21 protein-coding genes are annotated in these 25918 nt (G+C 45.6%); 11 read left to right on the top strand and 10 right to left on the bottom strand.

What is annotated here, in order from left to right; all coding sequences use genetic code 11:
* Positions 1-18: 18 nt before the first annotated feature.
* The 6 genes from E5672_RS00170 to putA all read right to left on the bottom strand — a co-directional run bounded on the left by E5672_RS00170 (position 19) and on the right by putA (position 12206).
* Positions 19-1347: a sensor histidine kinase gene (locus E5672_RS00170; RefSeq protein ID WP_136780403.1), complete on the bottom strand. Its 1329-nt coding sequence runs from the start codon at positions 1345-1347 to the stop codon at positions 19-21.
* Complete coding sequence (locus tag E5672_RS00165; RefSeq protein WP_136780402.1) at positions 1341-2078, bottom strand: response regulator transcription factor; 738 nt, start codon at positions 2076-2078, stop codon at positions 1341-1343. Before E5672_RS00165 ends, E5672_RS00170 begins: the two co-directional genes overlap by 7 nt.
* Positions 2050-5277, bottom strand: a complete 3228-nt coding sequence (locus tag E5672_RS00160; RefSeq protein WP_136780401.1) for an efflux RND transporter permease subunit — start codon at positions 5275-5277, stop codon at positions 2050-2052. Before E5672_RS00160 ends, E5672_RS00165 begins: the two co-directional genes overlap by 29 nt.
* The gene (locus E5672_RS00155; RefSeq protein WP_136780400.1) at positions 5267-6682 is read right to left on the bottom strand and encodes an efflux RND transporter periplasmic adaptor subunit; all 1416 of its coding nucleotides are present in this window, start codon (positions 6680-6682) and stop codon (positions 5267-5269) included. The genes E5672_RS00160 and E5672_RS00155 overlap by 11 nt, the downstream gene beginning before the upstream one ends.
* Positions 6679-8109: an efflux transporter outer membrane subunit gene (locus tag E5672_RS00150; protein WP_136780399.1), complete on the bottom strand. Its 1431-nt coding sequence runs from the start codon at positions 8107-8109 to the stop codon at positions 6679-6681. Before E5672_RS00150 ends, E5672_RS00155 begins: the two co-directional genes overlap by 4 nt.
* A 299-nt stretch (positions 8110-8408) precedes the next feature.
* A complete protein-coding gene (gene putA, locus E5672_RS00145) occupies positions 8409-12206 on the bottom strand; it encodes a bifunctional proline dehydrogenase/L-glutamate gamma-semialdehyde dehydrogenase PutA (RefSeq protein WP_136780398.1) in 3798 nt (1265 codons plus the stop codon).
* Positions 12207-12772: 566 nt separating this feature from the next.
* Here putA and E5672_RS00135 point away from each other — a divergent pair.
* The 10 genes from E5672_RS00135 to rpoS all read left to right on the top strand — a co-directional run bounded on the left by E5672_RS00135 (position 12773) and on the right by rpoS (position 22379).
* Positions 12773-14395, top strand: a complete 1623-nt coding sequence (locus E5672_RS00135; protein WP_136780396.1) for a methyl-accepting chemotaxis protein — start codon at positions 12773-12775, stop codon at positions 14393-14395.
* Positions 14396-14724: 329 nt separating this feature from the next.
* Positions 14725-16440 carry a TIGR03545 family protein gene (locus E5672_RS00130; RefSeq protein WP_136780395.1) on the top strand — a complete coding sequence of 572 codons (1716 nt, stop codon included), beginning with the start codon at positions 14725-14727 and terminating at the stop codon, positions 16438-16440.
* Positions 16441-16538: 98 nt separating this feature from the next.
* Positions 16539-16829 (top strand): cell division protein FtsB, encoded by a 291-nt coding sequence (gene ftsB, locus E5672_RS00125; protein WP_136780394.1) that lies wholly within the window; start codon positions 16539-16541, stop codon positions 16827-16829.
* Positions 16830-16834: 5 nt separating this feature from the next.
* On the top strand, positions 16835-17596 hold the full coding sequence (gene ispD, locus E5672_RS00120; protein WP_136780393.1) for a 2-C-methyl-D-erythritol 4-phosphate cytidylyltransferase: 762 nt from the start codon (positions 16835-16837) through the stop codon (positions 17594-17596).
* The gene (gene ispF, locus E5672_RS00115) at positions 17596-18069 is read left to right on the top strand and encodes a 2-C-methyl-D-erythritol 2,4-cyclodiphosphate synthase (protein ID WP_136780392.1); all 474 of its coding nucleotides are present in this window, start codon (positions 17596-17598) and stop codon (positions 18067-18069) included. The genes ispD and ispF overlap by 1 nt, the downstream gene beginning before the upstream one ends.
* Entirely contained in the window at positions 18066-19151 is a 1086-nt protein-coding gene (gene truD / locus E5672_RS00110) for a tRNA pseudouridine(13) synthase TruD (protein WP_136780391.1), read from the top strand. Before ispF ends, truD begins: the two co-directional genes overlap by 4 nt.
* An 81-nt stretch (positions 19152-19232) precedes the next feature.
* On the top strand, positions 19233-19868 hold the full coding sequence (locus E5672_RS00105; protein ID WP_136780390.1) for a protein-L-isoaspartate(D-aspartate) O-methyltransferase: 636 nt from the start codon (positions 19233-19235) through the stop codon (positions 19866-19868).
* Entirely contained in the window at positions 19865-20443 is a 579-nt protein-coding gene (locus tag E5672_RS00100; protein ID WP_136780389.1) for a YqaA family protein, read from the top strand. Before E5672_RS00105 ends, E5672_RS00100 begins: the two co-directional genes overlap by 4 nt.
* A gap of 1 nt (position 20444) precedes the next feature.
* Complete coding sequence (locus E5672_RS00095) at positions 20445-21314, top strand: peptidoglycan DD-metalloendopeptidase family protein (protein WP_205676459.1); 870 nt, start codon at positions 20445-20447, stop codon at positions 21312-21314.
* Between the two features lie 72 nt (positions 21315-21386).
* A complete protein-coding gene (gene rpoS / locus E5672_RS00090; RefSeq protein ID WP_136781015.1) occupies positions 21387-22379 on the top strand; it encodes an RNA polymerase sigma factor RpoS in 993 nt (330 codons plus the stop codon).
* 117 nt (positions 22380-22496) lie between these two features.
* Here rpoS and folA read toward each other — a convergent pair whose 3' ends face one another.
* Positions 22497-23003 (bottom strand): type 3 dihydrofolate reductase, encoded by a 507-nt coding sequence (gene folA / locus E5672_RS00085; RefSeq protein ID WP_136781014.1) that lies wholly within the window; start codon positions 23001-23003, stop codon positions 22497-22499.
* 164 nt (positions 23004-23167) lie between these two features.
* Here folA and E5672_RS00080 point away from each other — a divergent pair, with 164 nt between their 5' ends.
* Positions 23168-23533, top strand: coding sequence for a hypothetical protein (locus tag E5672_RS00080; protein WP_136780388.1), 366 nt, complete (start codon positions 23168-23170; stop codon positions 23531-23533).
* 203 nt (positions 23534-23736) lie between these two features.
* Here the strand turns inward: E5672_RS00080 and cgtA are convergent, their stop codons facing one another.
* The 3 genes from cgtA to rplU all read right to left on the bottom strand — a co-directional run bounded on the left by cgtA (position 23737) and on the right by rplU (position 25747).
* Positions 23737-24903 carry an Obg family GTPase CgtA gene (cgtA, locus tag E5672_RS00075; RefSeq protein ID WP_136780387.1) on the bottom strand — a complete coding sequence of 389 codons (1167 nt, stop codon included), beginning with the start codon at positions 24901-24903 and terminating at the stop codon, positions 23737-23739.
* A 259-nt stretch (positions 24904-25162) separates the two neighbouring features.
* Positions 25163-25420 carry a 50S ribosomal protein L27 gene (gene rpmA / locus E5672_RS00070; RefSeq protein ID WP_012517170.1) on the bottom strand — a complete coding sequence of 86 codons (258 nt, stop codon included), beginning with the start codon at positions 25418-25420 and terminating at the stop codon, positions 25163-25165.
* A 15-nt stretch (positions 25421-25435) separates the two neighbouring features.
* Complete coding sequence (rplU, locus tag E5672_RS00065) at positions 25436-25747, bottom strand: 50S ribosomal protein L21 (RefSeq protein ID WP_012517169.1); 312 nt, start codon at positions 25745-25747, stop codon at positions 25436-25438.
* Positions 25748-25918: the final 171 nt, after the last annotated feature.

Here is a 25918-nt window from a genome sequence, read left to right as displayed (position 1 = left end):
GCAAATTACATGCACGTGCTAGCGCAGCGTAAGCACAACCCTACAGCCTTTCGTCACACAATGAACATTACCTTGATCATCACGTGCTCCTTGGTCTGACACCCGCTCGTGTGTATAACCCCATTTAAGCTTTGTACAAAGTTTATCTATCAGTTTTAGTCCTATACCAAAACCGCCATCCAATTCATGGTTATTCGGCTCTGATAAAGAAGTGCCCTCATCTTCCCGGACCTCTTCGTTCAGTACGGTAAGCGTTGTACCTTTAAGACTAATGGTGACCTTTCCTTGATGAGTATGCTGGTACGCATTCCTGATGACATTTCCTATCACTATTTCACTGGCGGTTTTCGGAAGCATTAATTCACATTCACATAACTGCAGTTGTACGTAAACGTTTTTACCTGACAGCAAATACATCAAATCATCACTCAGTACTTCAACCATGGTTTTTAGGTTAAGCTTTTCTTCGGGTAGGGCTACCTCTTCATTTCTTCCTAACCATAGTAAAGTTTCCGTTAAATCTGCCATGGTTTTTGAAGCGTGATCCACCCGCGCAAGTGCATTGTTGGCTTTAGTATTTTCTTTATCAATAACTCTGTGCAGTAGCGCTGCACTACTTCTAATTACGGCAATAGGCGTTCTAAGCTCGTGACTAGCATGATTAACAAATTCCCGTTCTCTATTGAGAGTCGTGCGCACGTTTTGCAAACTACCATGTATCATCTCAGCGAGCACATTGAGCTCTTTATAGCGAAACGTTGGAATAGGCTTATCGAGCTCTTTTTCATCAAGCGATGCGGCCCAGCGTTGCAATGATTCAATAGGTCGAGACACACTGCGCATTAAAAAAAGCAACGCGACTGAAAATGAAACAAGCGCGACAACACCTATTATTGCGCTGTAAATCATGTGATTAATTCTAAAGTGTTTCTTACCTTCAGAAGGGGGCGCTAAAAATATTTGTGTCACATAGCGTTTGCTCCCATCATCTAACGGGACTAATACGGCAAAGTGAGCTGAAATAGGACGAGAAAACCAGTCAGGTTTGTTGATATCTTTCAATAATGAATACGGGGTAAAGCTTTCTTTAAGAAACCGTTGTTTTACTTCTTCAGGCAAATCTTCGTAGTTGGCGTAAACATGCAGGTCGAGTATTTGCACATGATTGCTATTGCCAAGGTCAGTGCTTTGTGCAGCCCGAATCATGGTGTTTCTTAACATGCCATCCATACCGTCAAAAAAGCTATCGCTGCTTTGTATCGAAAAGAGCACGATAACTACAGCAGCCAAACTTAATAGCGACCACAAGACATAGCGTCTTAAGCTTATGCGCAGGCCGTTTACCATCCGTCCGGTTCCTTATTATTTAGCGCTTGTGCGCTTACACTGTCTACTGAGCTTGATGGGTTGGGCTTTAATGCTACACAAAACCCTGTTCCTGCTACTGCTTTTACCTCAATATTGGCACTTGCTTGTACTAGTGATTTGCGCAGATTGTGAAGATGTACCTTAAGCGCATTACTCTCTGGTGCATCTTCTCCCCATACCGCATCAAGAAGGCGCTCTCGTGGCACCACTCTTCCTTGCTGCTGCAACAGGGTCTTCAACAGCGTAAAAGACGTGGGACTTAGTTTAACAGGCGCAGTATTTACGCTTGCTGTCTCACTCCCCACTTCCACGCTTACATTACCGAAGTTCAGCTTTTTCACTTGCGATGAACGTCTATTCGCCAAGGCAAAAACCCGGGCGACCAGTTCAGGCATGTCAAACGGCTTTACTAAATAATCATCGGCCCCTTTTTGAAATCCTTCTAGCTTGTTTTCTAGCTGATCACGGGCGGTGAGCATAATAATAGGCGTATCGTTGCCATCATCGCGCACCTTCTCGCATACGCTTAAGCCATCAAGTCGCGGTAAATTAATGTCTAGAACCACAACATCAAACGAATGCTTTTGAATAAGAGACAGCGCGGCTACGCCGTTTGAAGCGTGGTCACAAACCATGTCTTCAAGCTCTAAATAGTCGATAATGTTGCCTGCCAGGCCCATATCATCTTCCACTAGTAACACGCGTATCATTAACCGTTCTCTCCACTAAGGGTTTAACTAAATGCTTTGCCATTAAACGGCTTACATCGTCATAAATTAACAGTAATGCGGGTATTAATAAAAGTGTGATGACGGTAGCAAACAAAATACCATACCCCAGTGATGCGGCTGCCGGGATCAAGAACTGTGCTTGTATCGAGGTTTCTCCCAATATAGGGTACAAACCGACAAACGTGGTTATGGAGGTAAGTAACACGGCACGCAAACGACTGGTGCAGGCTTCTATAACCGCCGCTTCTACCGACACACCTTCTTCTCGCAAAGCATTAAATCGTGAAACTAACAGCAAACTGTCGTTAACCACTACCCCGCTAAGGGCCAAAATACCGTTTAGTGAAAGCAGGCTTATCATTAGTCCATTCGACCAGTGGCCGATGATAGCTCCGACAATACCGAAAGGGATGGCGGTCATTATAATAAGCGGCTGTACGTAGGATTTAAGCGGTATCGCTAACAACGCAAAAATAGACAGCAAAGCTAATATAAACACGCTCTGCATAGAGCTTTGCGTTTCAGCTTGCTGTTCGGCTTCACCGGCAAAATAAAGCGCCAAGTCTTGGTACTGGCGTTCCAACTGAGGGACAAACTCACTATTAAGATAATTCACCAGTTCTGTAGAAGTAATAACATCACTATCCACCGACGCGCTTACCGTTAAGGCCCGTAGACCGTCTATACGTACCACCTGTTTTTCTTGTACATCTTGAATAACGTTAGCCACTACAGAAAGCGGTACTACGGTGCCATCGTCCAGACGTACCTGTGTATTCATTACATCAGACGGGTTCATCCTGTCTTTTTCAGGATAACGCACCCTAACTTTTACTTCGTTTTTATCGCGCAGGTAGCGCTGAACAATCTCTCCACCAAATGCTTTTAACAGCTGTTGCGATAGGCTTTGGGTATTTAATCCCAGTGCACGCCCTTCAGGGGTAAGTTCAAAACGCATCATGGCTTCACCGGGAGTTAGTGAACTCTCAACTGCGTATACGCCGTCAATGTTGTTGAGTACCTCAACAAAGGCATCATTAGCTGCCGTCAGTGTATCGTCGTTGATGCTTTTAATTTCAACATTAAACCCATCAACCATTTCTCGTCTTGAGCGTATTTTGAGGCTTTTTACGCCTTCTAGATTGCCGGTTAAGGCATTCCAGCGTGCCGACAATTCATCAAGAGAATAAGAGGAGTCTTCATCAAGTGAAATGGTGATTGTGCCGCTTTGGTCGCCACTCGCCGTCACTTGCAAACTGCTGATACCACTTTTATCTGCGCCGTTTTCTTGGGTTAATTGGCGGTCTGCCTCAAGCGCATTTTTCTCTAGCAGCATTAAGTTGCGTTCGTTTTGCCCGTAGCTAGCATCGCTGTAAAGCGACATATTGGCCGATACGGTGTCGCCCTGCATACTAGGGAAGAAACTTACTCTTACCACCCCCGTTAGCGGTAAGCTAACCACCATGACAAACAAAGCAACAAACAACAGTACGGCGGCATAGCGGTAGGCTACGGCAACTTTCAACACGCGCTGATACACGCGGTAGTTAAACCACTGAAGCCCACCATCTGCTTTTTGCTGCACTTTATTCCATACGCCACCTAAGCCCCTTCGCGCTTTTTGCTTGGTTGGCAAATGGGCTAAGTGGGAAGGCAGAATGAGCTTCGATTCCACTACCGACAGCAACAAACACAAAGTAACAATAGTGCCAAACTGGGAATAAAGGGTACCTAAGCCACCCGATACGTTCGATAGCGCGAAGAAGGTAGCGACTGTGGTCAACACCCCAAACAGTGTAGGAACCGCCACTTTATGAGTACCTAAAATAGTGTTTTGAAGCGTATCGCCGTGCTGCTTACGCGTGGCGTACACGCTCTCCCCCACCACCACAGCATCGTCCACCACAATGCCAAGGGCCATGATAAAACCGAATGTGGTCATTTCGTTTAGCGTCATTCCCGTATAGCTGTCGGTCATGAAGTACAGAGTGCCAAAGAAAATAAAGGGCAAGCCAGCCGCCACCCAAAATGCCACGCGTAAATTAAGAAATACGGCAAGAGTAACAAACACTAACACAATGCCCATAAGCGCATTGCTGGTAAGTAACGCCAAGCGCTCGGTAATAAGTGTGCTTTTGTCATACCAGGTTTCAAGCTCGACACCTTCAGGTAGCAAGCCTTTTTCGTGCCACGCATCCACTACTTCGTGAGCCTGCTGTACGATTTTGGTTACGTCACCATATTCATCCATAAGCACCTGGATACCATACCCATTTGTGCCGTTGTAACGCGACAAGTGATAGCTATCATCGGCAAACATGTCTCGCACTGTAGCAACATCACCAACGGTGAGTATGACGCCATTACTATCGGTAATTAGAGGAATGTCGGCAAAATCTTTCGCCCAATAAGACTGCTCAGAGGCTTTTAAACGAATCACTTTTTCTTTGTTGCGCAAGCTGGTTGTAAGCGCGGTATTCGATTCTTGGTTAACGGCATCAGCTACGTCTGACAGCGTTAATCCGTAGGCCTGAAGCTTACCTTCGTCTATTTCAATAGACATCATAGGGTCTACAAAGCTGCCGGCGCTGACTTCCCTGATGTCCTCTTTTGCCAGTAAATCTCGCTCTAATTGCTCCCCTAAATACTGAAGCGTAGCATGGTCTACATCACCATAAAGCTGCACCCAAATAGCATGTTCTTGACGACGCGCTTTGCTGATAACAGGGTTTTCAGCATCTGACGGGAAGTTAGAAATACTGTCTACTTCGGTTTTAATGTCGTTGAAAAGTGTGTCTAAATCGTATTCGGTTTCCTTTTCTACCTGCACACTTGCGCCGCTGGCGTTCGAGGTAGACGTAATTCGCTTAATCCCCGGGATCGCCTCAAGAGCGGATTCAATTTTAATGGCAATCCCTTCTTCGGCTTGTTTGGGGTCACCGCTATCATATGTCATTGAAATGGTCACGAAACGAGGCTCCATGCTTGGAAACGCCTCTTTGCGGATATCGTTCATTGAAACTAAGCCAAGCACAATTAGGCTGATCATAAGCAAATTAGCTGCCACCGAATTTTGTGCAAACCAAGCGATAATTCCTCGAGAACTTTCCCCGTTATGTCTATTACCCTTAGGCTCTTCGCTGCCGTCAAATGGCTCGCCTTCTCGATTATTTGTCACTGGCTTGCCCTCCTGTTTGCCCTTCCACCACAGGCAGTACTTTAGTATTCACCAGATAGCTGTTTAGAGGACGTGCAACCACCAGCGCTTGATGCAATTCGCCAGCTTGCTCAGGCATGCTACCCCCGCTTATTTCGGCCCCAACATTACCCGTAATGTCACTGATTTTTGGCGGGGTGATGTAGGCATAGCCTTCGCTTTCGAACAGTACCGAAGGCGTAAATTTTGCTAACTGTCCGGTAGATGGCATTACTAACCATACTTCTTGCTTTTGCGAGATAGCGGAAGCCGGCAGTTTCCACACATTGTCGAGCAACCTTCCTTCAATATCTGCCTGCACAAAGCTTCCAAATAAAAGAGGCGTTGATTGCGCCAGCGGCTTCTCAACTACCGCTATGGCGTTACGCTGACGAGTGGTATCGCTTTGATGCCATTCAGCGCGAATAATACTGGCTTCCCATGTATTTCCCGTGGTGGTATCGGTAAGCGTTACTGCCCAGTTAAGAGGCACATCACCAGACAATTGCGTTTCAGCACCAGTAGGTAATTGAGCCCATTGACTAGGTGAGAGACCAATAGCAACTTCGGCGATATCTGCAGAATAGAGTGTGGCAACAGCACTGCCAGCTTGAACATAGCTCCCTAGCGCAATGTCACGGCTGACCACCAACGCGTTAAAAGGGGCACGTAACGAGGTAAAAGCCAAATCTCGCTTTGCTGAGCTTACACTTTGCTCTGCTTCATCCAGAGTGGCTTGGGCGGCTTTTAGCTGTGGTTCACGCAGTACTAACGCCGATAAAGGTTCACCATCAAGCCCTGAGCGTGTCCATTCATCTTTCGCTTGAATACCCTGTAATCGTTCTTCTTCTAGACTTACCACAGCCGCTTGATAGGTAGCATTTGCACTTGCCAACGCCTGTTGGTAGCTGGTGTCATCAATACGTGCCAATACGGTGTTGTTAGGCACCAATGCGCCAGTTTTAAAAGACGAAGATATATCAGTAACTTGACCACTAACCTGAGCGACTAAGCTCAAACTATCTTGAGGGACAACCTGACCATACCCTTTCACTCTTGCGTTGTAGCTATCGGCGGTTACGCTAATAACGCCCACTTGAGCCAATTCCGTCAGTTGGGCACTGCCCTTTTGCTGCGTTTTTTGGGGACGGGGCATACCACTACTAGACAAATCTCCCCTTGGTGGACGCTCTCCCTGTGCAGGTCTATTTCGCTGGGGGCTTTCTTCTGGCTGCTCAGTATCAGCGGGTAACGAAGGCGAAGACTTTGATGTGGTCTGCGGTTTTGCGCCGGGATGTTGGGCGCCCATATTCATCATGGTATACATAACCGCTAGCGCAATACTTGCGGCGGCAAGTAAAGTTACAATAATTCGTTTGTTTCTCATTGTGACACTCCAAGGCCAAGGGCTAGGCCTAAGTCAATTCGGTTTTGTAGTTTCTCGGCGTAAAGCTCTACTGCCTGAGCTTGTAGGTTAAAACGCGTGTCATACACGGATAGTAAGTCCAAAATATCAGCGAGGCCTTGCCGATATTGACCTTCAAGGGTAGAAACACTGCGTTCTGCGTTGGCAAGCGCTACGTTGGTGTGACTAATTCGAGCACTCAATGCGGTTTCGCTATCCAGCGCATTTTGGGTTTCCTGTACCGCCGTTAATAGCGTCTCGCGATACTGCCACCAAGCGTTAGCTGAGGTTAACTTTGCATCTTCAATTTGCGCCCTTAAAGCGCCGCCCTGAAACAGTGGCGCAGTCATCTGCCCAAGCAAACTCCATAAAGGGTTAGTAAACAAGGCTTGTGAAGGTGTAGAAGCACTGTCAGAAAGTGATGCAGACAAACTAATACTTGGCAGCAGGGCTTTATAAGCCACATCTACTTCGAACTCTGTTGCCTTTAAAGTATAAAAGGCCGCCTGAAGGTCGGGTCTACGCGCTAGATCTTGTTTGGGCAAAGTTGTCAGTGGCAATAACACATCGGGAAAACTAACTTGAGTGTTAAGTTCATTTAGCGATTGATCTTGCCTGCCTAAGAGTACGGCCAACGTGCGCTTTGCTGATGACAATGCATTTTCATATTGGGCAATAGTAGCGCGGGTATTTGCACTGCTAGTACGTGCGGTATCTAGGTCGTCCAAACTTCCTAGACCGGTGCTATAACGCTTTAAAATAACGGCCTCGTTATTTTCCAGTACCAACAGCCGCTCTAGTTCAATATTTAATAACTGTTGCTGAGTGAGTACGTCGATATAGCTTCTTATTACATTAGCAACCAAAGAGTCTCTTGCAGACTGATAGCTGGCTCTGGCACTAGCTGCATCAAAGCTTGCTGCGCTTATTCCATCGCTAATTTTTTGCCATAAGTCCAGTTCCCAACTCACGTTCAAGCTAGCGCTATAGCTCGGATTGCTTGTATTTAAGTTGGTAGATGTGCTGTCATTACTCGTTTCACTTTTTGATGCAGAGAAACTTGTGTCAACATTCAGGTTTCTGTCTGCTTTTGCACTATCAATGGCTACCTGTGCTTTTCTAAGCGTTATTAACGACTGCTGTAGACTAGCATTAGAAGACAAGGCTTCATCAATGTAGCTTGCTAAGTGAGGTAGCCCCTTAATATCAATGACATCGGTTAATGACGTATTTGAATTCAAAGCCAATGTTTGCGCTGACTTTTGTTGCTCCAGTTGAGACTGCCACACAACGTTATTTCCCGTTGTCGACGATGCCGTTTCGCTCAACGTTCTGTCATCAGTACTTGTGCATGCAGACAGCAAAATGCAAAGGGTAATACTATTTACCGTCAGTTTTATCTTGCCCATTACTCGTGCCTATTGCTTAGCGCGTAGCTTACACTTGGAGTACTACGCACAACTTTTTTAAATTAACTGGCACTAGTATTTCAAACGCAGGGTTAAGGCTCGGTTAAGAAAAGGGGAAATAGAAGAAGGAAGGAAAGAGAAGAGAAGAGAAGAGAAGAGATTAAGAAATTAATGGAAAAGTAACGGGCTGAAATTAGAAAGGCCAGCGTAACGCTGGCCTTTAACTGGAATCTTGTAACACTCGCTACTTTAGTAAATAGCTATTCTGTCTAGGAACTACTTGCAACAAGTATTACCGCTTATTCATCGTCTTCGACCAAGGTCATCAGCGATGTGTTACCGCCTGATGCCGTAGTATCGATACTGATGGTTTTTTCGGTCATCAAACGCTGAATAAGGTTGTCATTATATTCAGCTGTGATAACCGGCAAGATAGCCCCTTCGCGAGATGACAGCATTGCTGTAATACGCGCAGTACGCTCAGTACCAGAGTCGACCACAACGCCAGATAAATCTTCATCCATTAGCAAGGTATCTAGATGCGCAAGACGCGCTACTTGGAATAAGCCTTTTGGTGCGCCAGTTGATTCAAACTTGTTTTGAATTTCAACGGCTTCTTCATAAAAGATTTCAGACACAACTGATACTACCGGGTTACCCGTTGATAGCGCGGTCACAATAGACAGTAACCAGTATTCAAAGGTTACTTCTTTATCGGCAAAACACACTAAGATCCCGCGAGGCTCCAGATAAAGCTTGTTCGATTCACCTGTTGGTCCCGGCAAGGTTTGTGGCTTGGCAAGCTTGCGTTCAACACTGGTTAACTGCTGGCGCGCCGTCGCAAGCGTACGGTTCAAGTCATCAGCAAGCTCATCAACAATGTCTACTTTCGCAATTTTTGCCAGAAGCTGACGTACCATAGAAATACGGTCATTCAACGGCGTATGACGCCACTGCACTTCTACCGCTTTCGCTTTATCCATCATTACGTGCGCGCGCTCGGCAATCTTTTCATCACCTACAAGTGCTGCATCGGTCCCGTCTACATCATCAATGTGCGATGGCTTAGGTGTGGCACGCTCCATCATTAAGCGAGGCAGATAGTTAGGGCCACCCGCTTTTGGACCTGTACCAGACAATCCACGTCCACCGAATGGCTGAACGCCAACAATAGCGCCAATCATGTTGCGGTTAATGTACACGTTACCCGCGCGGCTCTTCGCTGCTAGCTCGTTGGCACGCTCTTCAATACGCGAGTGAATGCCCATAGTCAGGCCGTAACCTGTGCCATTGATTTGCTCTAGCACACTATCAAGGTCTTTCGACTTAAAGCGAACAATATGTACCACAGGGCCGAACACTTCTTTTTCAAGCACATCAATGTTCTTGATTTCATATAAGGTCGGCGCAAAGAAAGTACCGTTTTCAAAGCCTGCTGGCATTTCATTGCGATAAAGCAGCTTAGCTTTATCTTTCATAAACTCTTGGTGATCGGTTAGGCTCTTAAGCGCCTTCTCGTCAATTACAGGGCCTACATCGGTAGCAAGCTGCGTTGGGTCACCAACGGTAAGCTCTTTCATGGCGCCGGTTAGCATTTCAATAAGATCATCAGCAATTTCGTCTTGTACGAACAATACGCGAAGTGCTGAACAGCGCTGACCGGCACTTTGGAAACCAGAGTGGATCACGTCATCAACTACCTGCTCTGGCAGTGCAGTTGAATCAACAATCATACAGTTTTGACCGCCCGTCTCTGCAATCAATGGCACCTGTTCGCCACCACGTTCTGCAAGTACTTGAGAAATTAACGTACCGGTTTGCGTTGAACCTGTGAACATTACCGCGCTAATGCGCTCGTCTGGTAGAAGGGTTTCGCCCACTTCTTTACCAGGCGATACAATAAGTTTCAGTGCGTCTTCTGGCAGCCCTACCGAGTGCATAATATCTACCGCGCGCTGCGCAATAATGCTGGTTTGTTCAGCAGGCTTAGCAATAACCGTGTTACCTGTTACAAGTGCCGCTGCCACTTGGCCTAAGAAGATGGCTAGTGGGAAGTTCCACGGACTGATACAAAGCACAACACCACGAGGAAGTAAGCGTTGATCTTCAGCAAGCTCTTCTGCACGCGCCGCGTAGTAGCGACAGAAATCAACGGCTTCACGCACTTCATCAATACTGTCTTGCGCTACTTTACCGGCTTCACGCATACAGATAGCGATAAGCTCAGCCATGTGGCGCTCAAGCGCATCTGCCGTTCGATTAAGTATTTCAGCGCGCTCGCTTACATCGCGTTTAGACCATGCTTCAAACCCAGCTTCGGCTTCATCTAATGCCTTGCGCATATCATCAGGCGTAGCGTAATGGTGATAACCTACCACGTCGTTGTGGTTAGTTGGGCTAAGTACCGCTGTCGCACCTTCTGGCACTTCACCGGTCACTTTGTAGTAATCCTGCCAACGTTCAAGTTCGTGTTTAAGCGCCGTTACCGCATTGGTGTCGGTTAGGTCCAGACCACGGGAGTTATCGCGCTCTGGCGCATACAGCCCACGTGGGGTTTTGATTAACTTGTTATAACGTACTTTCAGGCGTTGTGTTTTTTCTACCGGATCTTCAAGCAAAGACTCAACCGGTTTTTCATCATCAACAATAGCGTTTACGAACGACGAGTTCGCGCCGTTTTCAAGAAGACGACGCACTAGATAGGCCAATAAGTCTTCGTGTTCACCTACAGGGGCATAAACACGGCACTGAATCTTATCCTGTGTTACCACCTGATCGTAAAGGGTATCGCCCATACCGTGCAGACACTGGAACTCAAAACCTTCTTTGTCGTCACCAGCAAGCTCAACAATCACAGACGCTGTATAGGCATTGTGAGTGGCAAACTGCGGGTAAATGGTGTCACGATACTCAAGTAGACGGTTCGCACAGGCATGGTATGACACATCTGTTGACGACTTACGGGTAAATACAGGGAACTCTTCAAGACCCGCTTGTTGAGTAAGCTTAATCTCAGTATCCCAATAGGCGCCTTTAACCAAACGCACCATTAGCGGACGACCTACCTCAAGGGTAAGTTCACGTAAGTGTTCGATGACGTGGATTGCGCGTTTTTGGTAGGCCTGAACGGCCAAGCCAAAGCCAGTCCAACCATTTAGGTCTTCATCGCGAAATACGGCTTCAATAATATCTAAAGAAAGCTCTAAACGATCAGCTTCTTCAGCATCTACGGTTAAACCGATATCGTATTCTTTCGCCATCATACACAGCGCTTTTAAGCGCGGCGGAATGTCTGCCATGGCGCGTTCGCGGTGAGAAAACTCAAAGCGCGGGTGAATAGCGGAAAGCTTTACCGATATTCCCGGTGAACGCTTAGGCCCACGCCCGTTAGCCGCTTTACCGATTACTTTTATGGCTTTTACGTATGCATCGTAGTAACGCTCAGCGTCGCGCATAGTACGTGCGCCTTCGCCTAGCATATCGTAAGAATATACGTACCCTTTGGTTTCTTTCTCTTTGGCGCGCTCTACCGCATCTTCAATGGTTTCGCCCATAACGAACTGACGGCCCATAACGCGCATAGCAATATTCATAGCACGGCGAATAACAGGTTCACCCAAGCGGCCAAGGGTTTGTTTTAACAAGCCAAACTGTTCTTTCTTGCGCTTATCAGCATAGTTCACCATGTTGCCCGTGAACAACAGGCCCCACGCCGACGCGTTAACAAATAACGACTCTGAATTCCCCAAGTGAGGTGTCCACTGTCCTTGAGACAGCTTGTCACGAATAAGCTCATCTTGAGTGGCTTTGTCTGGAACACGCAGCAAGGCTTCAGCCAAGCACATCAATACCACACCTTCTGCTGTAGATAGCGAGTATTCATTTAGTAATGCGTCAACACCACCGTGCCCTTCTTGTTCTCGGCGAATTTGAAGTACCATCTTACGAGCCCGTTCCCATGCGCGGCTTCGCGCACGCGGGTTAACCTCTGCGATAGGAAGAATTTGATCCACAGCCACCGATTCACTAATGCGATAGTAATCTCTTATGCGCTGGCGTAGGGGTGAAGTTGTATGAAGCGTGTCGTTAATGAGCATTGCAACCCTTTCATAGAAATAGCTGTAATAAAAAGCGTTCCCGCCGTGTAAGACTGCCCACGGTCACATGGAAGCGGCTAAAAAACAAGCAAAGTCGGAACCCTGCGTTGACCTGTCGTACTTCTTTTAACTTTATACTTTTGGATGAAGATCACGACTGGGCCAAATTTGCGCGGATGGTAGCACACAAAATTGCCCTGCCAAGCCCCCGCTCACAAAGTTTTTCAGTTTCTCTGTCAAGCTACGTAGTCAGTGCGTTGGATGACATTTTACATGTCGCTGAATCGCCTCTGCTTTTCACTGCATCAAGTATTTCGCTAAGAGAACTTAAGTCATCAAACCGACTCCCACTCGCTAACTGAGCGAGTGTTGAACACCTATAGATTATCCCAGCGCGACGGGCCACACATTTACGCCCGTCTATCCACAAAGGCAATTGTAAATATTCGTGCTCTGCTTTTTCGTCTTCGCAAGGCCTGCTTATTTTAATTTAGGCTTTAAAGTAGAAATTAAAAAACCGTCTACACTATAAAAAAACAAAAATATAAATAGATAGGTATTTGCCAATGTGGTTACGAAAATTTAGTTTAATTCAACGTTTGGGCATTATTGTTGGGCTAATTACGCTGCTGTTTATATTGCTAACAGCAGTTGTATTAAACAGGCACTACGAAGCATTGAAGCAAAAGTCTTACGATGAAAACCAGCATCTTGTTGAAGTGGTTCATACCATGCTTGGTAGCTTTGAAGCGCGTACCGACGTAGATGAGGCTACCGCTAAACAACAGGCGCTAGAGGCGGTAAAGGCGCTGAGGTATGACGGCAGTAACTACTTTTGGATTCAGGACCAAACCCCGTCTATGGTTATGCACCCCATAAAGCCCGCGCTAGATGGTAAGGACCTAAGAACTTTTAAAGACGGGAACGGCAAAACCTTTTTTATTGAAATGGCGCAAAAAATCAAAGCGAACGGTGATGGTTTCGTTGATTATGTCTGGCCCCTTCCCGGCGAAGAGACCCCTACCGATAAAATTTCTTATGTGAAAGAGTTCAAGCCGTGGGGCTGGACGGTGGGTTCGGGCATATACCTTACCAATCTCGAAAAGGAATTTTCCCATCTTCGAAACCTAATTGTAGTGTTTTGTTTGGTTAGCGTCGTACTGGTTGTGGTACTGGTATATGTGATAGGCGGAAGCATTGTAAAGCCTGTTCAAGAAGTAACAGAGCGCATGAAAGATATTTCTCAGGGAGAGGGCGATTTAACGCGTTCCCTTCCTGAGAGCGGTCAAGATGAGATCACGCGTTTAGCCCGTTATTTCAATGAGTACACCGATAAAATGCGTCAGTCCTTATTGGGTATTCGCGAAAATATCAGTTCACTCACACAGCAAGCAGAACTCGTGGAAACGTCTAGTCAAAATAGCAATGCGCAAGCGCAGACACAGAACGAGAACATGCTACAAGTCGCCGCAGCAATGGAGGAAATGACAACACAAATTAACGATGTCAGCAGTAATGCTGACTCTGCGGAAAAAAGTACCATTAGCGCTCGCGGCAATGTTCAAAATGGCGCAGCGGTGGTTGATAGCACGGTTAAAGACATTCGTTCACTCACATCGGATATAGAAAGTGTAAGTACTGTGGTTACGGAACTTGCTGCGCAAACAGACAGTATTGGTGCTGTATTAGACGTTATTCGCGGTATTGCAGAACAAACTAACTTACTGGCACTTAACGCCGCTATTGAAGCCGCTAGAGCAGGCGAGCAAGGGAGAGGCTTTGCTGTAGTCGCGGATGAAGTTCGCACGCTAGCAAGCCGAACAGGTCAAAGTACCGACGAAATTCAAGCCATGATAGAAAAGCTGCAAAGCAATGCCAGAAGCGCAGTAGATGCGGTGAAGGTAAGCCAAACTGCGTCAGCCCAAACAGTGGATAATGCCATTCAAGCAAACCAAAACTTACAAGAAGCTGACCGTTTGATGACGGAAATAGCGGATATGAGTAGTGAAATTGCAAGAGCTACTGAACAACAAGCGGAAGCGGCTACAGAAGCCAACATGCGTATAAACGCACTATCTGGCGCAGCCGATAGTAGTTTGAAAACGGCAGATGAATTAGCCGCAGCTAGCGAAGCACTAAAACGCAGTTGCTTAGCGATTATGGATATAGCAAACCGCTTTAAGCTGTAAACTTTTTATCTTTTGAGGCCTGATAGACGAGTAAACGAGATTTCTCGTATTCAGGCCTTCCCTTTACTGCTCTTCCTCTCTTTAACCTACTCTACCTTTTTTGCTATCGTCGTCATTTAATAGAAAACTAAACTTTGTTGCTATTTGGTGCTCTTAGGCTATTAGTGGTTCGCTCTACGTATGGAACAAAAGGTCTGAGTGCATTACACTCAGACACACTAAAAGTCGCTACGCGCCGATTTCCGCTTTTTAATTGGCTTTTCCACTGGAATTAAGTAGTAACTTAATTGCTCGCAACGTTAGACACGCATCAAATCAAGGAGTTGAATATGAGTAGTGGTTCAAGGGGTAAGCCTATCTTATTATGGGTTGTTGGTTTTTTCGTATTGCTATTCTTGGTGTACTTTTTATTCGCCAATACCATTATTAAGTCCATCCTTGAGTCAAAACTAGGGGAGTCCTACGGGGCTGAGGTGAATATCGACGAGTTCGACCATTCGCTTTTTCCAACAACGGTAACGCTAAAAGGTATTGCGCTAACCAACCCCACAAAGCCTACTCACAACCAAGTTTTTGTAGGTGAGGCCAATGCGGATGTTGAGCTTAAACCCCTGTTAGATGACCAAGTTATTGTTAATAATCTTAATTTGCTTGAAGTGCAGTTCGATACACAGCGTGCGTCTGAAGGTGAAGTGTATCGCATTCCTGAACGTTCTCTGTCGTTTGACGAAATTAAAGCAAAAGCCAAAGATGCCGTGCCTACGGTTGATGAGCTGCTTGCTCGTAACCCGCTAAAAACCACTGCCGCCGTTGAAAATGCAAAGGCGGCTTACGAAACCTATGGCAAAGGCCTTAAAGACGACTATGAATCTTTGCCTGATAAGTCGCGCATTGAGTACTACAAAACGCAGGTGGCCCAGCTAAAAGAAACAAACTACAAAGATCCGCAAGCTCTGGTTCAGGCGAAGTCTTCGTTTGATAAATTAAAAGAAGAAATGCAGGCAGACCGCGCACTAATTAGCAGTTTCACCGAAAAGGCAAGCGATGCCAAACGAGCCCTAAGCGAAAGTGTTGAAGCACTTAAAAAAGCGCCACAAGAAGATTACGCGTTGCTTAAGGGAGTGATTGCAGGCGATCAAGCCGCCCTTTCTCAAGTAACCTATTTTGTATTTGGTGACAAAGCGGCGGAATACACTGAATATTTAATGGCCGCAATGCAAATTGTTATGCCACTTATTCAAGGTGAAGAAAAAAGTGAAGCGCCTACTGAAGTACCGTCAATTTTAGTGAAAGAGGCCAATGTATCGGTGCTTTGGCAAAATGAATCTATCACCAGCAAATGGAATAATATTACAAACGTTCACGAAGTATTCGGTAACCCCACTACCTTTACTATTGAAGCTGCGGGCGAGTTATTAAAGTCGTTTACTTCTAGCGGTGAATTCTGGATTGACGGCAACGGTGTTGATGCCAGCCAAGTCTGGCAACTAGCCTGTGTGAATATGTCTAACATTTCGTTTAGCGGTAATGAAACGTTAAATGCGGTGCTTAAATCAGCGCTGATGAAAACTAATGGGTCGATGAAAGTTACAGACAACATGCTTACTGGTACGGGCGAAGTTGACCTTCAGCAGCTTGTTATGGAAGCTACGGGTACCAGTGACATTACCAGCGCTATAGCTCAGGCACTGCAAACCTTAAGTAGCTTGAACATGACTATGTTGCTTGATGGGACCCTTTCAAACCCTGGCTTTAATATTAAATCAGACCTTGATAACAAGTTAGCACAAGCGGCGCTTTCCCAGCTAACCGCCAGCCAGAAAGACAAGCTTGATGAATTAAACTCTAAACTCAACAGCATGATAAGTAGTGAACAGTCGCTGTTATCTGGCGAACTTGTTGACGTTAACAGCATGCTAAGCGCTGCCCAAGGCGACAGTGCTGCTCTGCAGGAACTACTGCAAGCTCAGCTTAACAATGTTGTTGAGCAGCAAAAAAGTAAGCTGTTTGATAAATTAAAGGGGAAATTAGGTCAAGGTGAATAATGCGCCTTTGACTCGACGCTGCTTCGCGGCATAATAAGACACGGCAGAAGCTCAGCGCTTCTGCTTTTTTCCGCTTAACCACATTGTCAGGTGAATCTGTGTTGCAAGGTAAATGGCTTCCCATTGTATTGATAGTACTGCTTGGTCTACTGCAATACAGGCTATGGTTTGGAAAAAATAGTATTCCCGATTATTACAACCGAAAACAAGAAGTTCACACTCAAGCCCTTCAAAACGCTAATTTAGCTCAGCGCAATGCATTACTGAAAGCTGATATCAGCGATTTGAAAATTGGCTTAGAAGCCATTGAAGAAAGAGCGCGTAACGAACTCGGTTTAATTAAAAAGGGAGAAACCTTTTATCGTATTTTGCCCGCAGATTCTAAGTGAAGAAAATGACATCGCCCCGCGTTGTTGCGGTTATCCCCGCAGCCGGAGTTGGCAGCCGTATGCAGGCTGACCGCCCAAAGCAATACCTAACCCTAAATGGTAAAACTATTCTTGAACACACGATCGATGCGCTGCTACATCATCCGTTAATTGATGACGTGATTGTAGCAATAACCCCAGGTGATGCGTACTTTGATCAATATCGGTTACGTGAAAAACCTATTCACGTTGTAGATGGTGGAAAGGAACGCGCTGATAGCGTATTGAACGGTCTTATGTCACTTGGCGAGAACGATTGGGCACTGGTCCACGATGCGGCCAGACCTTGTATCGAGGAGAGCGATATTTCCGCGCTGCTCGAACTAATAAACAGTGATGAGGTTTCTGGCGGTATTCTAGCTACCCCTGTTCGTGACACCATGAAGCGGGTCAAATCCTCAACAAATGTTATTTCTCATACTGAGGACCGAGACGGTCTTTGGCACGCTTTGACGCCTCAACTTTTTCCAGCAAGGTTACTAAAACGCGCTCTGCAAAATGGTTTATCACAAGGCGCCAATATCACAGACGAAGCGTCAGCCATGGAGCTTGAAGGCTACAAAGTTGCCATGGTAAATGGAAGCCCGGCAAATATAAAAATAACGCATCCGGCGGATCTTCCTTTGGCAGAATTTTATCTTAAGCAAAAATTTAGCGCGCAAGGCCAGGACGCTCAAAACTACAGCGCACAAAGCCACAGCGCTATAAATCAAAAGGCACAATCATAATGCGAATTGGACACGGATTTGATGTACACAAGTTTGGCGGTGAGGGCCCCATCACAATAGGTGGCGTCCGCATCGACTATGAACAAGGTCTTTTAGCCCACTCAGATGGCGATGTTTTACTACACGCACTGTGTGATGCAATGCTTGGTGCAGCAGCACTTGGTGATATTGGCAAGCACTTTCCTGACACAGACGACGCTTACGCGGGTGCAGACAGCCGCGTGCTGCTGCGTCACGTTGTCAATGTAGTAAAAGAGAAAGGCTACAGCTTAAGCAACGCAGATATGACCATTGTGGCGCAAGCACCTAAAATGGCGCCGCATATTGCTGCTATGCGTGAGATTATTGCCCAAGACTGCAACGTAGCGCTTGACGACATTAACGTAAAAGCAACGACCACTGAAAAGCTAGGCTATACAGGCCGCAAAGAAGGCATTGCCTCTCACGCCGTTGTTCTACTGGAAAAATTATGAAGCCTTTACACACTGACCACTGGCAGTATTATTTCGCAAAACCTGTATCTACCGGTATTTTTAAATTCCAAGCCGACGATTTCCAAGTTGTCGAGGATTTAGGTTATACCCCGTGTGGTGAAGGTGAGCACCAGTTTGTGTTTATTGAAAAAACCAACACAAATACTGCATTTGTCGCTGAACAGTTAGCTCGTTTCGTTAACCTTCCTTTGCGCCAAATAACCTATGCTGGTCGCAAAGATAAATATGCGGTAACGCAACAGTGGTTTGGTATTCACGCGCCGGGTAAGCCTGACTTCGACTTCAGCAACTTTGAACTGGAAGGCGTTAAAGTGCTTAAGCAAATACGTCACAATAAAAAGTTGCGAACCGGTCAGCTTAAAGGCAATCATTTTACTATCACCTTGCGACAGGTATTACACCCTGAGGCTATTGAAGAGCGCCTTCAAGAAATTCAACAACACGGTGTGCCAAATTATTACGGCGAACAACGCTTTGGCGTTATGCGCTTGAATGATATGGGCGAAGTGCAGCGCGGAGGCAACCTGGTCATGGCCGAGCGGATGGTAAACGGAGAAACCATTAGACACCGCAACAAACGCTCCATGGCGCTTTCGGCACTGCGCAGCTGGCTATTTAATGAAATGCTTTCGGCTCGTTTGGAAAAAGAAGCATTCGATAAGGTACTTAGCGGCGATGCTTTGGTGCTTTCAGGTTCTAACAGCTTTTTTATTAACGACGGTGCTGACGGCTCTGAGCAGCAACAGGAAGCACAACATCGTTTCGATGCTAAAGATGTATGCCCATCAGCGCCTCTTTGGGGTAAGGGAAACCTTGTTACGAAAGCTGACGCGCTGACTTTAGAAGAGACGGTTGCCACACAAAACAGTGAAGTTATCGACTTTTTAAGCCAATGCGGGGTCGAACAAGAGCGCCGAGCGATAAAAATTTGGCCTTCACAGCTTGAATGGCAGAGTAAGGGTGATACATTTACTATCTCGTTTGCGCTTCCAAGCGGCTGTTTTGCAACCTCAGTCCTTAGAGAATGCGTGGAGACCTTATCCCCCATTAATCGGGTTTAAAAAGTATTGATAAAAGTGTAGCGCGCAACAGACTTAACCTCGCGTAGCTGTGAATAAAAATAAAGGAAAGTACGCAACATCATGAGAGCTTCTAGAAAAGGAGACGCGTTAGCACAACTGCTTTATAACGAGGGAATACGTTCGCAAGCAGTACTGAACGCCATTGCAGGTACGCCGCGGGAAAGCTTTTTACCCGACGCGCTGAAACACAAGGCTTATCAAAATACGGCGTTGCCGATAGGCCAAGGCCAGACTATTTCGCAGCCTTACATCGTTGCGAAAATGACAGAGTTGTTGCTAGGTAGTCCCAACAAACCCGAGAAAGTGTTAGAAATCGGTACGGGATCTGGTTATCAAACCGCTATTCTTGCGCAGCTTTTTGCCAAAGTATTCAGTGTTGAACGTATTAAATCATTGCAGTTCCAAGCGAAACGTCGAATGAATCAGCTTGACCTTCACAATATTGCAATGAAACACGGCGATGGTTGGAAAGGCTGGGCATCGAAAGGTCCTTATGATGCTATTATCGTCACCGCCGCAGCCGCAAGCCTTCCGCAAGACTTGTGCGATCAGCTTAAAGAAGGCGGACGACTGATTATTCCCGTTGGCAACGAACAACAGTCGTTGCTGTGTATTGATAGGATTGAAGGTGAACTGAAAACATCGACCATTGAATCGGTACGATTTGTTCCCCTTGTAGCAGGAGAGCTAATGTGAAGCTTTTTGAGCCGTGTTATGACATGGCATTACGCTGGGCGAGACATCGTCACGCTACCAAATATTTAGGTGGGTTAAGCTTCTCTGAGTCAGTGTTCTTCCCTATACCACCTGACGTTATGCTTGCCCCAATGGCATTATCGCAACCTAACAAGGCATGGAGATTTGCCTTCATTACCACAATTGCGTCTATTTTGGGTGGTGTTGCAGGATATTGGCTTGGTTATTTTGCTTTTGATGCATGGCTAGCTCCGCTTATCGAGAACTGGGGATATACCCACAAAATAGACACGGCAATGCAGTGGTTCAAAGACTACGGCGTATGGGTGGTTTTTCTCGCTGGCTTCTCCCCTATTCCCTATAAAATTTTTACTGTAAGTGCTGGCTTCTTGCAAATGGCCTTCTTACCTTTTGTCCTTGCATCGGCCATTGGGCGAGGCGCCCGCTTCTTTTTGGTTGCAGCACTCATGCGTTGGGGTGGCGCAGCAATGGAACAAAAATTAAGGCAGTACGTAGAAGTGCTTGGATGGGCAGTTGTCGTACTAGCAGTACTCGCTTATTTACTATTGCGATGACATGCGTAGCCCCCATGTTTACATAGCGTTTTTGTTATATATTTGTGTACTCATTGGAGGCTGTGCAGGAAGAACTGCGCCTGCCCCTGTTGTTCTGCTAAATAGTCAAGTTGCAGACGGAAGCGAAGAATACACAAAAAAAACCTATAAAGTGCAACGGGGGGATACCCTTTACGCAGTAGCTTGGTACACCGGGAATGACTATCGCGATTTAGCAAAATACAACGACTTATCAGCCCCTTACACTATTTTCCCCGGTCAAATATTAAACGTATCGCCTCCGTCAAATGTGGCTGTAGCTCCCGTAAAAACTGAGGTTAAGACCAAACAGTCAACAACTCCGACCACCACAAATGTAGACAAAAGTTTGGTTGACCGCCCATCACCACAAGCGTATCGTGAAAGTGAAAAAGTTGTTAACCCACAAAAAGTTACAACTGTCAAGAAGCCGTCACAAAGCGTCAAAAAACAAGCGCCGACAAGTTTCCCAGACAAAGTACAAAAGTGGGTTTGGCCTGCGGAAGGAAAATTAATTGGTACCTTCAGTCAGTCAGAGTCAGGCAACAAAGGAATTGATATCGCTGGTGCCAAAGGCAGTAAAGTCGTTGCAGCAGCAGATGGAAAAGTTGTTTACTCAGGGAGTGCATTAAGAGGTTACGGTAATTTAGTAATAATTAAACATACCGACACCTTTCTAAGTGCTTATGCCTACAACGATACTATTTTAGTCAAAGAACGAGAATGGGTGTCGGCAGGGCAGCAGATTGCGACCATGGGTGACAGCGGAACAAATTCGGTAAAACTTCACTTTGAAGTTAGGTATAGAGGGAAATCGTTAGACCCTATGAAATACCTGCCAGTATTAAAATAATAAAAATAAATAATAATAAAAAAAGACAAAGGAGAAACGTCATAAGGTAAACCTTGTAGCAGGAGATTCATGATGGGTAAGTCAAATAAAGCCTTGGAATCAAAACCGCAAGATGACTTAGATGTCATCGATATGCCAGCTGATATGAAAGCTGACGAAACCTTAACCAACGACGCTGACTTAGAAAATGATGATGCCATTTTCAGTCAGGATGACCAACCTAAAAACCTAGATGCCACACAGCTTTATCTAGGCGAGATTGGTTTTTCACCACTGCTGACCGCAGAAGAAGAAGTTTATTTTGCGCGTCGCTCACTGAAAGGCTGCGAAGCCTCTCGCAAACGTATGATCGTAAGCAACCTTCGCCTTGTTGTTAAGATTGCTCGCCGTTATAACAACCGTGGATTAGCACTTCTAGATTTAATTGAAGAAGGTAATTTAGGGTTAATTCGAGCTGTTGAAAAGTTTGATCCTGAACGTGGGTTCCGCTTCTCAACGTACGCCACATGGTGGATTCGACAAACCATTGAACGCGCTATTATGAACCAAACGCGTACCATTCGTTTGCCCATTCATGTAGTGAAAGAACTAAACGTTTATTTGCGTGCTTCTCGTGAACTTTCACAAAAGCTTGATCATGAGCCAACTGCTGAAGAAATTGCAGCAGCCCTTGATAAGCCTGTTGAAGACGTCACTAAGATGCTACGCCTAAACGAACGCATTACCTCTGTTGATACACCTATCGGTGGAGAGAATGATAAAGCACTCCTCGACATTATTGCTGATGAGAAAGAGTTTAGCCCTGAAGAGAGCTTACAAGACTCAGATATCAAAAGTAATATTGTTACTTGGCTTGAAGAACTAAACCCTAAGCAGCGCGAAGTACTTGCTCGCCGATTTGGCCTTATGGGATATGAACCTTCAACTCTTGAGGATGTGGGTGCAGAAATTGGCTTAACACGTGAGCGTGTGCGTCAAATTCAAGTGGAAGCACTTCGCCGTCTTCGCGATATGCTGGGTCATCAAGGTCTTTCACTAGAGAACTTGTTCGACCAAATGAAGTAGCTTCTGCTCACATTGTAGAGTAAAACGTAAATGCCAGTGTTGTGCCGCTTTTAAAAAAGCGTTTCAACACTGGCATTTTTTATTCTAACGTTGAAAAAGTTTAGCGGACTCCAGCCCCTAGTCTTGTTGGTTTCTTACAAGCGTGACAAAGGTATAAGGATGCGCGTTTTTTTCATCAGTATCATGCTCTTCACGGGATATTTCCGTCCAACTTGCATTTAATTCATAGTCTGGAAATTTGGTATCTCCATCAACGGTCAGATCGATATGAGTAAGATACAAAGTATCCGCTTTATCTAAAAATGACTGATAGATAGTGCCGCCACCAATGATCATTACTTCGTCATTCTCGCCACTTTTATTACTTAATACTTTTGCGACCTCAAATGCCGATTCTGGCGAGTCGACCACAGTAGCGTCAGATAAGCTGTAATCTTCATTACTCGTGATCACAATATTCGGCCTACCCGGAAGCGCCCTACCGATTGATTCATAGGTTTTGCGACCCATTATGACAGCCTTGCCCAAGGTGATAGCTTTAAAATGCTTCAAGTCAGCGGGTAAATGCCACGGCATATCATTGTCTGCACCAATAATTCTGTTTTTTGCCATAGCTGCAATCATCGCTATCTTCATTTTTTAACCTTCACGCTGAGTTCTTTTTTATGCAATGAAGTATATCAACTTCGAAAGAAAAAAGCGTCCGCTCCACAATCATGCAAATAAAAACCATTATCATTTGCAATAATTAAAAAGATACTCTAGTGTAGAGTCAGGAGGTGGCTACAATGCTAATAAATTACTTATGCCCTAAACATGCTGACTGGGTCTATAGCAATCCAGAGCAAGCGCTTCACGTAATGGCACGGGATGAAATGCAAGGCACCATGCTGATGCAGAGTGGTCAGTTAAGTGAAGCAATCCCTTATCTTGGATGCGCATTTGATATCGCTGTTATTTTGCTTGAAGTTGACGGCGGCGAAAATAGCGCGATGACGGCCAAAATTATGAATTTAACCAGCTTACTTGAAGAGATTTATTTCCACTTAACACTTCCTCATCATAGAAACGCCATAGTAGACAGGGCTCATGCGGTAATAAGAGCGTCTAATAGTGTTGCAAACAACACCATACCAATGCGCTTTACCGTATAAAAATGGTTTGCGCTGCATGAAAAAAGCTCGCACTTTGCTTTAACAAATATGCGAGCTTTCTATTTTTTACAACGGTTTATTTACGTCAAACTATTACCGATACAAACACGATGCTAATTGCCTTCGGTCTTTTCTTATCGGTTGTTGCTTAAGTCTGTTTTTCAACCGCTGACTCTCAGAGATTGTTTCTCAACGACTGTTTCTCATCGACGATACTCAACTTCCACGTCGTAATCGTCCTCGTCCCAGTCGTCGTCATCTAGGTCGTCTTCAAACTCATCATGAGCTTCAAGTGTATTCTTGTGGTAAGTGTCCCACTTGAATTCCACTTCTTTCTTCTCTTCTTCCTCTTCCAGTTCTGCTGGGAGGGTTTCGATGAAGTCCATAATGTCGTTACACAAAGGATCTAGGTTCATCTTTTGGAACGCAGATATTTGATAAACTGGGCCATCCCACTCTAATGCGTCAATAACATGCTGACAGCGCTCTTCGGCTTCTTCTTCAAGTAGCAAATCGACTTTATTAAATACCAACCAACGAGGCTTTTCTGCCAACTTAGGGCTGTATTTTTCGAGCTCTTCAATGATCGCTTTTGCGTGTTCGGCAGGATCGGTTTCATCAACAGGGAAAATATCAACCACGTGAAGCAAGATACGACAACGCTCTAAGTGCTTTAAGAAGCGTATGCCTAATCCAGCACCATCCGCAGCACCTTCAATCAAACCGGGAATATCAGCAACAACGAAGCTGCGCTGTGAGTCTTGACGAACTACACCTAAGTTAGGCACAAGGGTGGTGAACGGATAATCAGCCACTTTAGGCTTAGCTGCCGATACAGAGCGTATAAAGGTTGATTTACCTGCGTTAGGCATACCAAGTAAGCCCACATCGGCTAGAAGCATAAGCTCTAGCTTAAGGTTGCGAATTTCACCTGGTGTACCATTGGTCTTTTGACGTGGGGCGCGGTTCGTACTGCTTTTGAAGCGAGCATTACCTAAACCGTGAAAACCGCCTTGTGCCACTTTAAGCTTTTGGCCATGACGAGTTAAGTCACCCAATACTTCACCAGTATCGCTATCGGTAGCACGTGTACCCACTGGCACCATTACAGTGAGGTCTTTGCCTTTCTTACCGATACAGTTGCCGCCTTGCCCATTTTGGCCGCGCTCAGCCCGGTGAAAACGCTCGAAGCGATAATCGATCAATGTATTTAGGTTTTCATCGGCTTGTAAGAATACGCTGCCGCCGTCACCACCGTCGCCACCGTCTGGGCCACCTTTAGGTACGTATTTTTCCCTTCTAAAGCCAATGGTACCGTTGCCGCCGTCACCGGCTTCAACGCGAATTTCAGCTTCATCTACAAATTTCATTTATCACTCCGGGCTGTAATGCCGTGGGTTATTAACTTATTAATGCGAATACTAAGTTTACACCAAATTGCGCATCAGCGCTTTTGAGTCTGCTCAGCATTCTAAATAATTGAGAAGTAAAACCTTGCTCAGCGCTAATTCATTTTCAAAATGTAAACGCTATTAATTGAGAACAGAAAAAGAAAGAAAGGTTTCACAAAACAAAAAACCCCGCAAGCGCGGGGTTTTTCTAAGCCTGTTCGGCGAGAAGCTTTCGCGCTTACTCAGCTACGATGCTTACAAATTTACGGTTCTTCGGTCCTTTAACGTCGAACTGAACTTTACCGTCTTTTAGTGCAAACAACGTGTGGTCTTTACCGATACCCATGTTGTCACCAGCGTGGAAACGAGTACCACGTTGACGAACAATGATGTTACCAGCAAGAACAGATTCACCACCAAAGCGCTTAACACCTAGGCGTTTACTTTCTGAATCACGACCGTTTTTGGTACTACCACCAGCTTTTTTGTGTGCCATGTGTTCGTGCTCCTATTATGCGTTGATACCAGTGATTTTCACTTCTGTGAACCACTGACGGTGACCCGCTTGCTTACGAGAGTGCTTACGACGACGGAACTTAACGATTTTTACTTTATCGCCACGACCGTGTGTAACAACCTCAGCAGTCACCTTACCACCAGCAACGATTGGTGTGCCGATTTTTACGTCGTCACCGTTGCTTACCATTAAAACTTTGTCAAATTCAACCGTTTCGCCTGGGGCTACTTCGATTTTTTCAAGACGAACGGTTTGGCCTTCGGCCACACGGTGTTGTTTACCGCCACTTTGGAAAACCGCGTACATAGTTAACTCCGCTCTGCGTCCACTGACGCTTCAATTCAAAAAACAGGGCGCGAATTGTACGTGAAACATCCGTAAATCACAACCCCGATTCGCAGAAAAATAGATTATTTTTCCAACATGGGGCGAATTATGCCCCAATTGCTTATTTGATGCAGCTTCAAATGCCAAAAA

This window comes from Alteromonas portus, from assembly GCF_005117025.1.
Taxonomy (GTDB): domain Bacteria; phylum Pseudomonadota; class Gammaproteobacteria; order Enterobacterales; family Alteromonadaceae; genus Alteromonas; species Alteromonas portus.
The sequence above is the reverse complement of the archived record's forward strand: the minus strand, read 5'-3'. Positions and strand labels throughout refer to the sequence as shown.

Excerpts from the sequence above, each read along its gene's own strand:
- E5672_RS00170 (WP_136780403.1), bottom strand. The coding sequence starts at position 1,347 with ATGGTAAACGGCCTGCGCATAAGCTTAAGACGCTATGTCTTGTGGTCG.
- E5672_RS00165 (WP_136780402.1), bottom strand. The coding sequence starts at position 2,078 with ATGATACGCGTGTTACTAGTGGAAGATGATATGGGCCTGGCAGGCAAC.
- E5672_RS00155 (WP_136780400.1), bottom strand. The coding sequence starts at position 6,682 with ATGAGAAACAAACGAATTATTGTAACTTTACTTGCCGCCGCAAGTATT.
- E5672_RS00150 (WP_136780399.1), bottom strand. The coding sequence starts at position 8,109 with ATGGGCAAGATAAAACTGACGGTAAATAGTATTACCCTTTGCATTTTG.
- putA (WP_136780398.1), bottom strand. The coding sequence starts at position 12,206 with ATGCTCATTAACGACACGCTTCATACAACTTCACCCCTACGCCAGCGC.
- E5672_RS00135 (WP_136780396.1), top strand. The coding sequence starts at position 12,773 with ATGTGGTTACGAAAATTTAGTTTAATTCAACGTTTGGGCATTATTGTT.
- E5672_RS00130 (WP_136780395.1), top strand. The coding sequence starts at position 14,725 with ATGAGTAGTGGTTCAAGGGGTAAGCCTATCTTATTATGGGTTGTTGGT.
- ispD (WP_136780393.1), top strand. The coding sequence starts at position 16,835 with ATGACATCGCCCCGCGTTGTTGCGGTTATCCCCGCAGCCGGAGTTGGC.
- ispF (WP_136780392.1), top strand. The coding sequence starts at position 17,596 with ATGCGAATTGGACACGGATTTGATGTACACAAGTTTGGCGGTGAGGGC.
- truD (WP_136780391.1), top strand. The coding sequence starts at position 18,066 with ATGAAGCCTTTACACACTGACCACTGGCAGTATTATTTCGCAAAACCT.
- E5672_RS00105 (WP_136780390.1), top strand. The coding sequence starts at position 19,233 with ATGAGAGCTTCTAGAAAAGGAGACGCGTTAGCACAACTGCTTTATAAC.
- E5672_RS00095 (WP_205676459.1), top strand. The coding sequence starts at position 20,445 with ATGCGTAGCCCCCATGTTTACATAGCGTTTTTGTTATATATTTGTGTA.
- rpoS (WP_136781015.1), top strand. The coding sequence starts at position 21,387 with ATGGGTAAGTCAAATAAAGCCTTGGAATCAAAACCGCAAGATGACTTA.
- folA (WP_136781014.1), bottom strand. The coding sequence starts at position 23,003 with ATGATTGCAGCTATGGCAAAAAACAGAATTATTGGTGCAGACAATGAT.
- E5672_RS00080 (WP_136780388.1), top strand. The coding sequence starts at position 23,168 with ATGCTAATAAATTACTTATGCCCTAAACATGCTGACTGGGTCTATAGC.
- cgtA (WP_136780387.1), bottom strand. The coding sequence starts at position 24,903 with ATGAAATTTGTAGATGAAGCTGAAATTCGCGTTGAAGCCGGTGACGGC.
- rpmA (WP_012517170.1), bottom strand. The coding sequence starts at position 25,420 with ATGGCACACAAAAAAGCTGGTGGTAGTACCAAAAACGGTCGTGATTCA.
- rplU (WP_012517169.1), bottom strand. The coding sequence starts at position 25,747 with ATGTACGCGGTTTTCCAAAGTGGCGGTAAACAACACCGTGTGGCCGAA.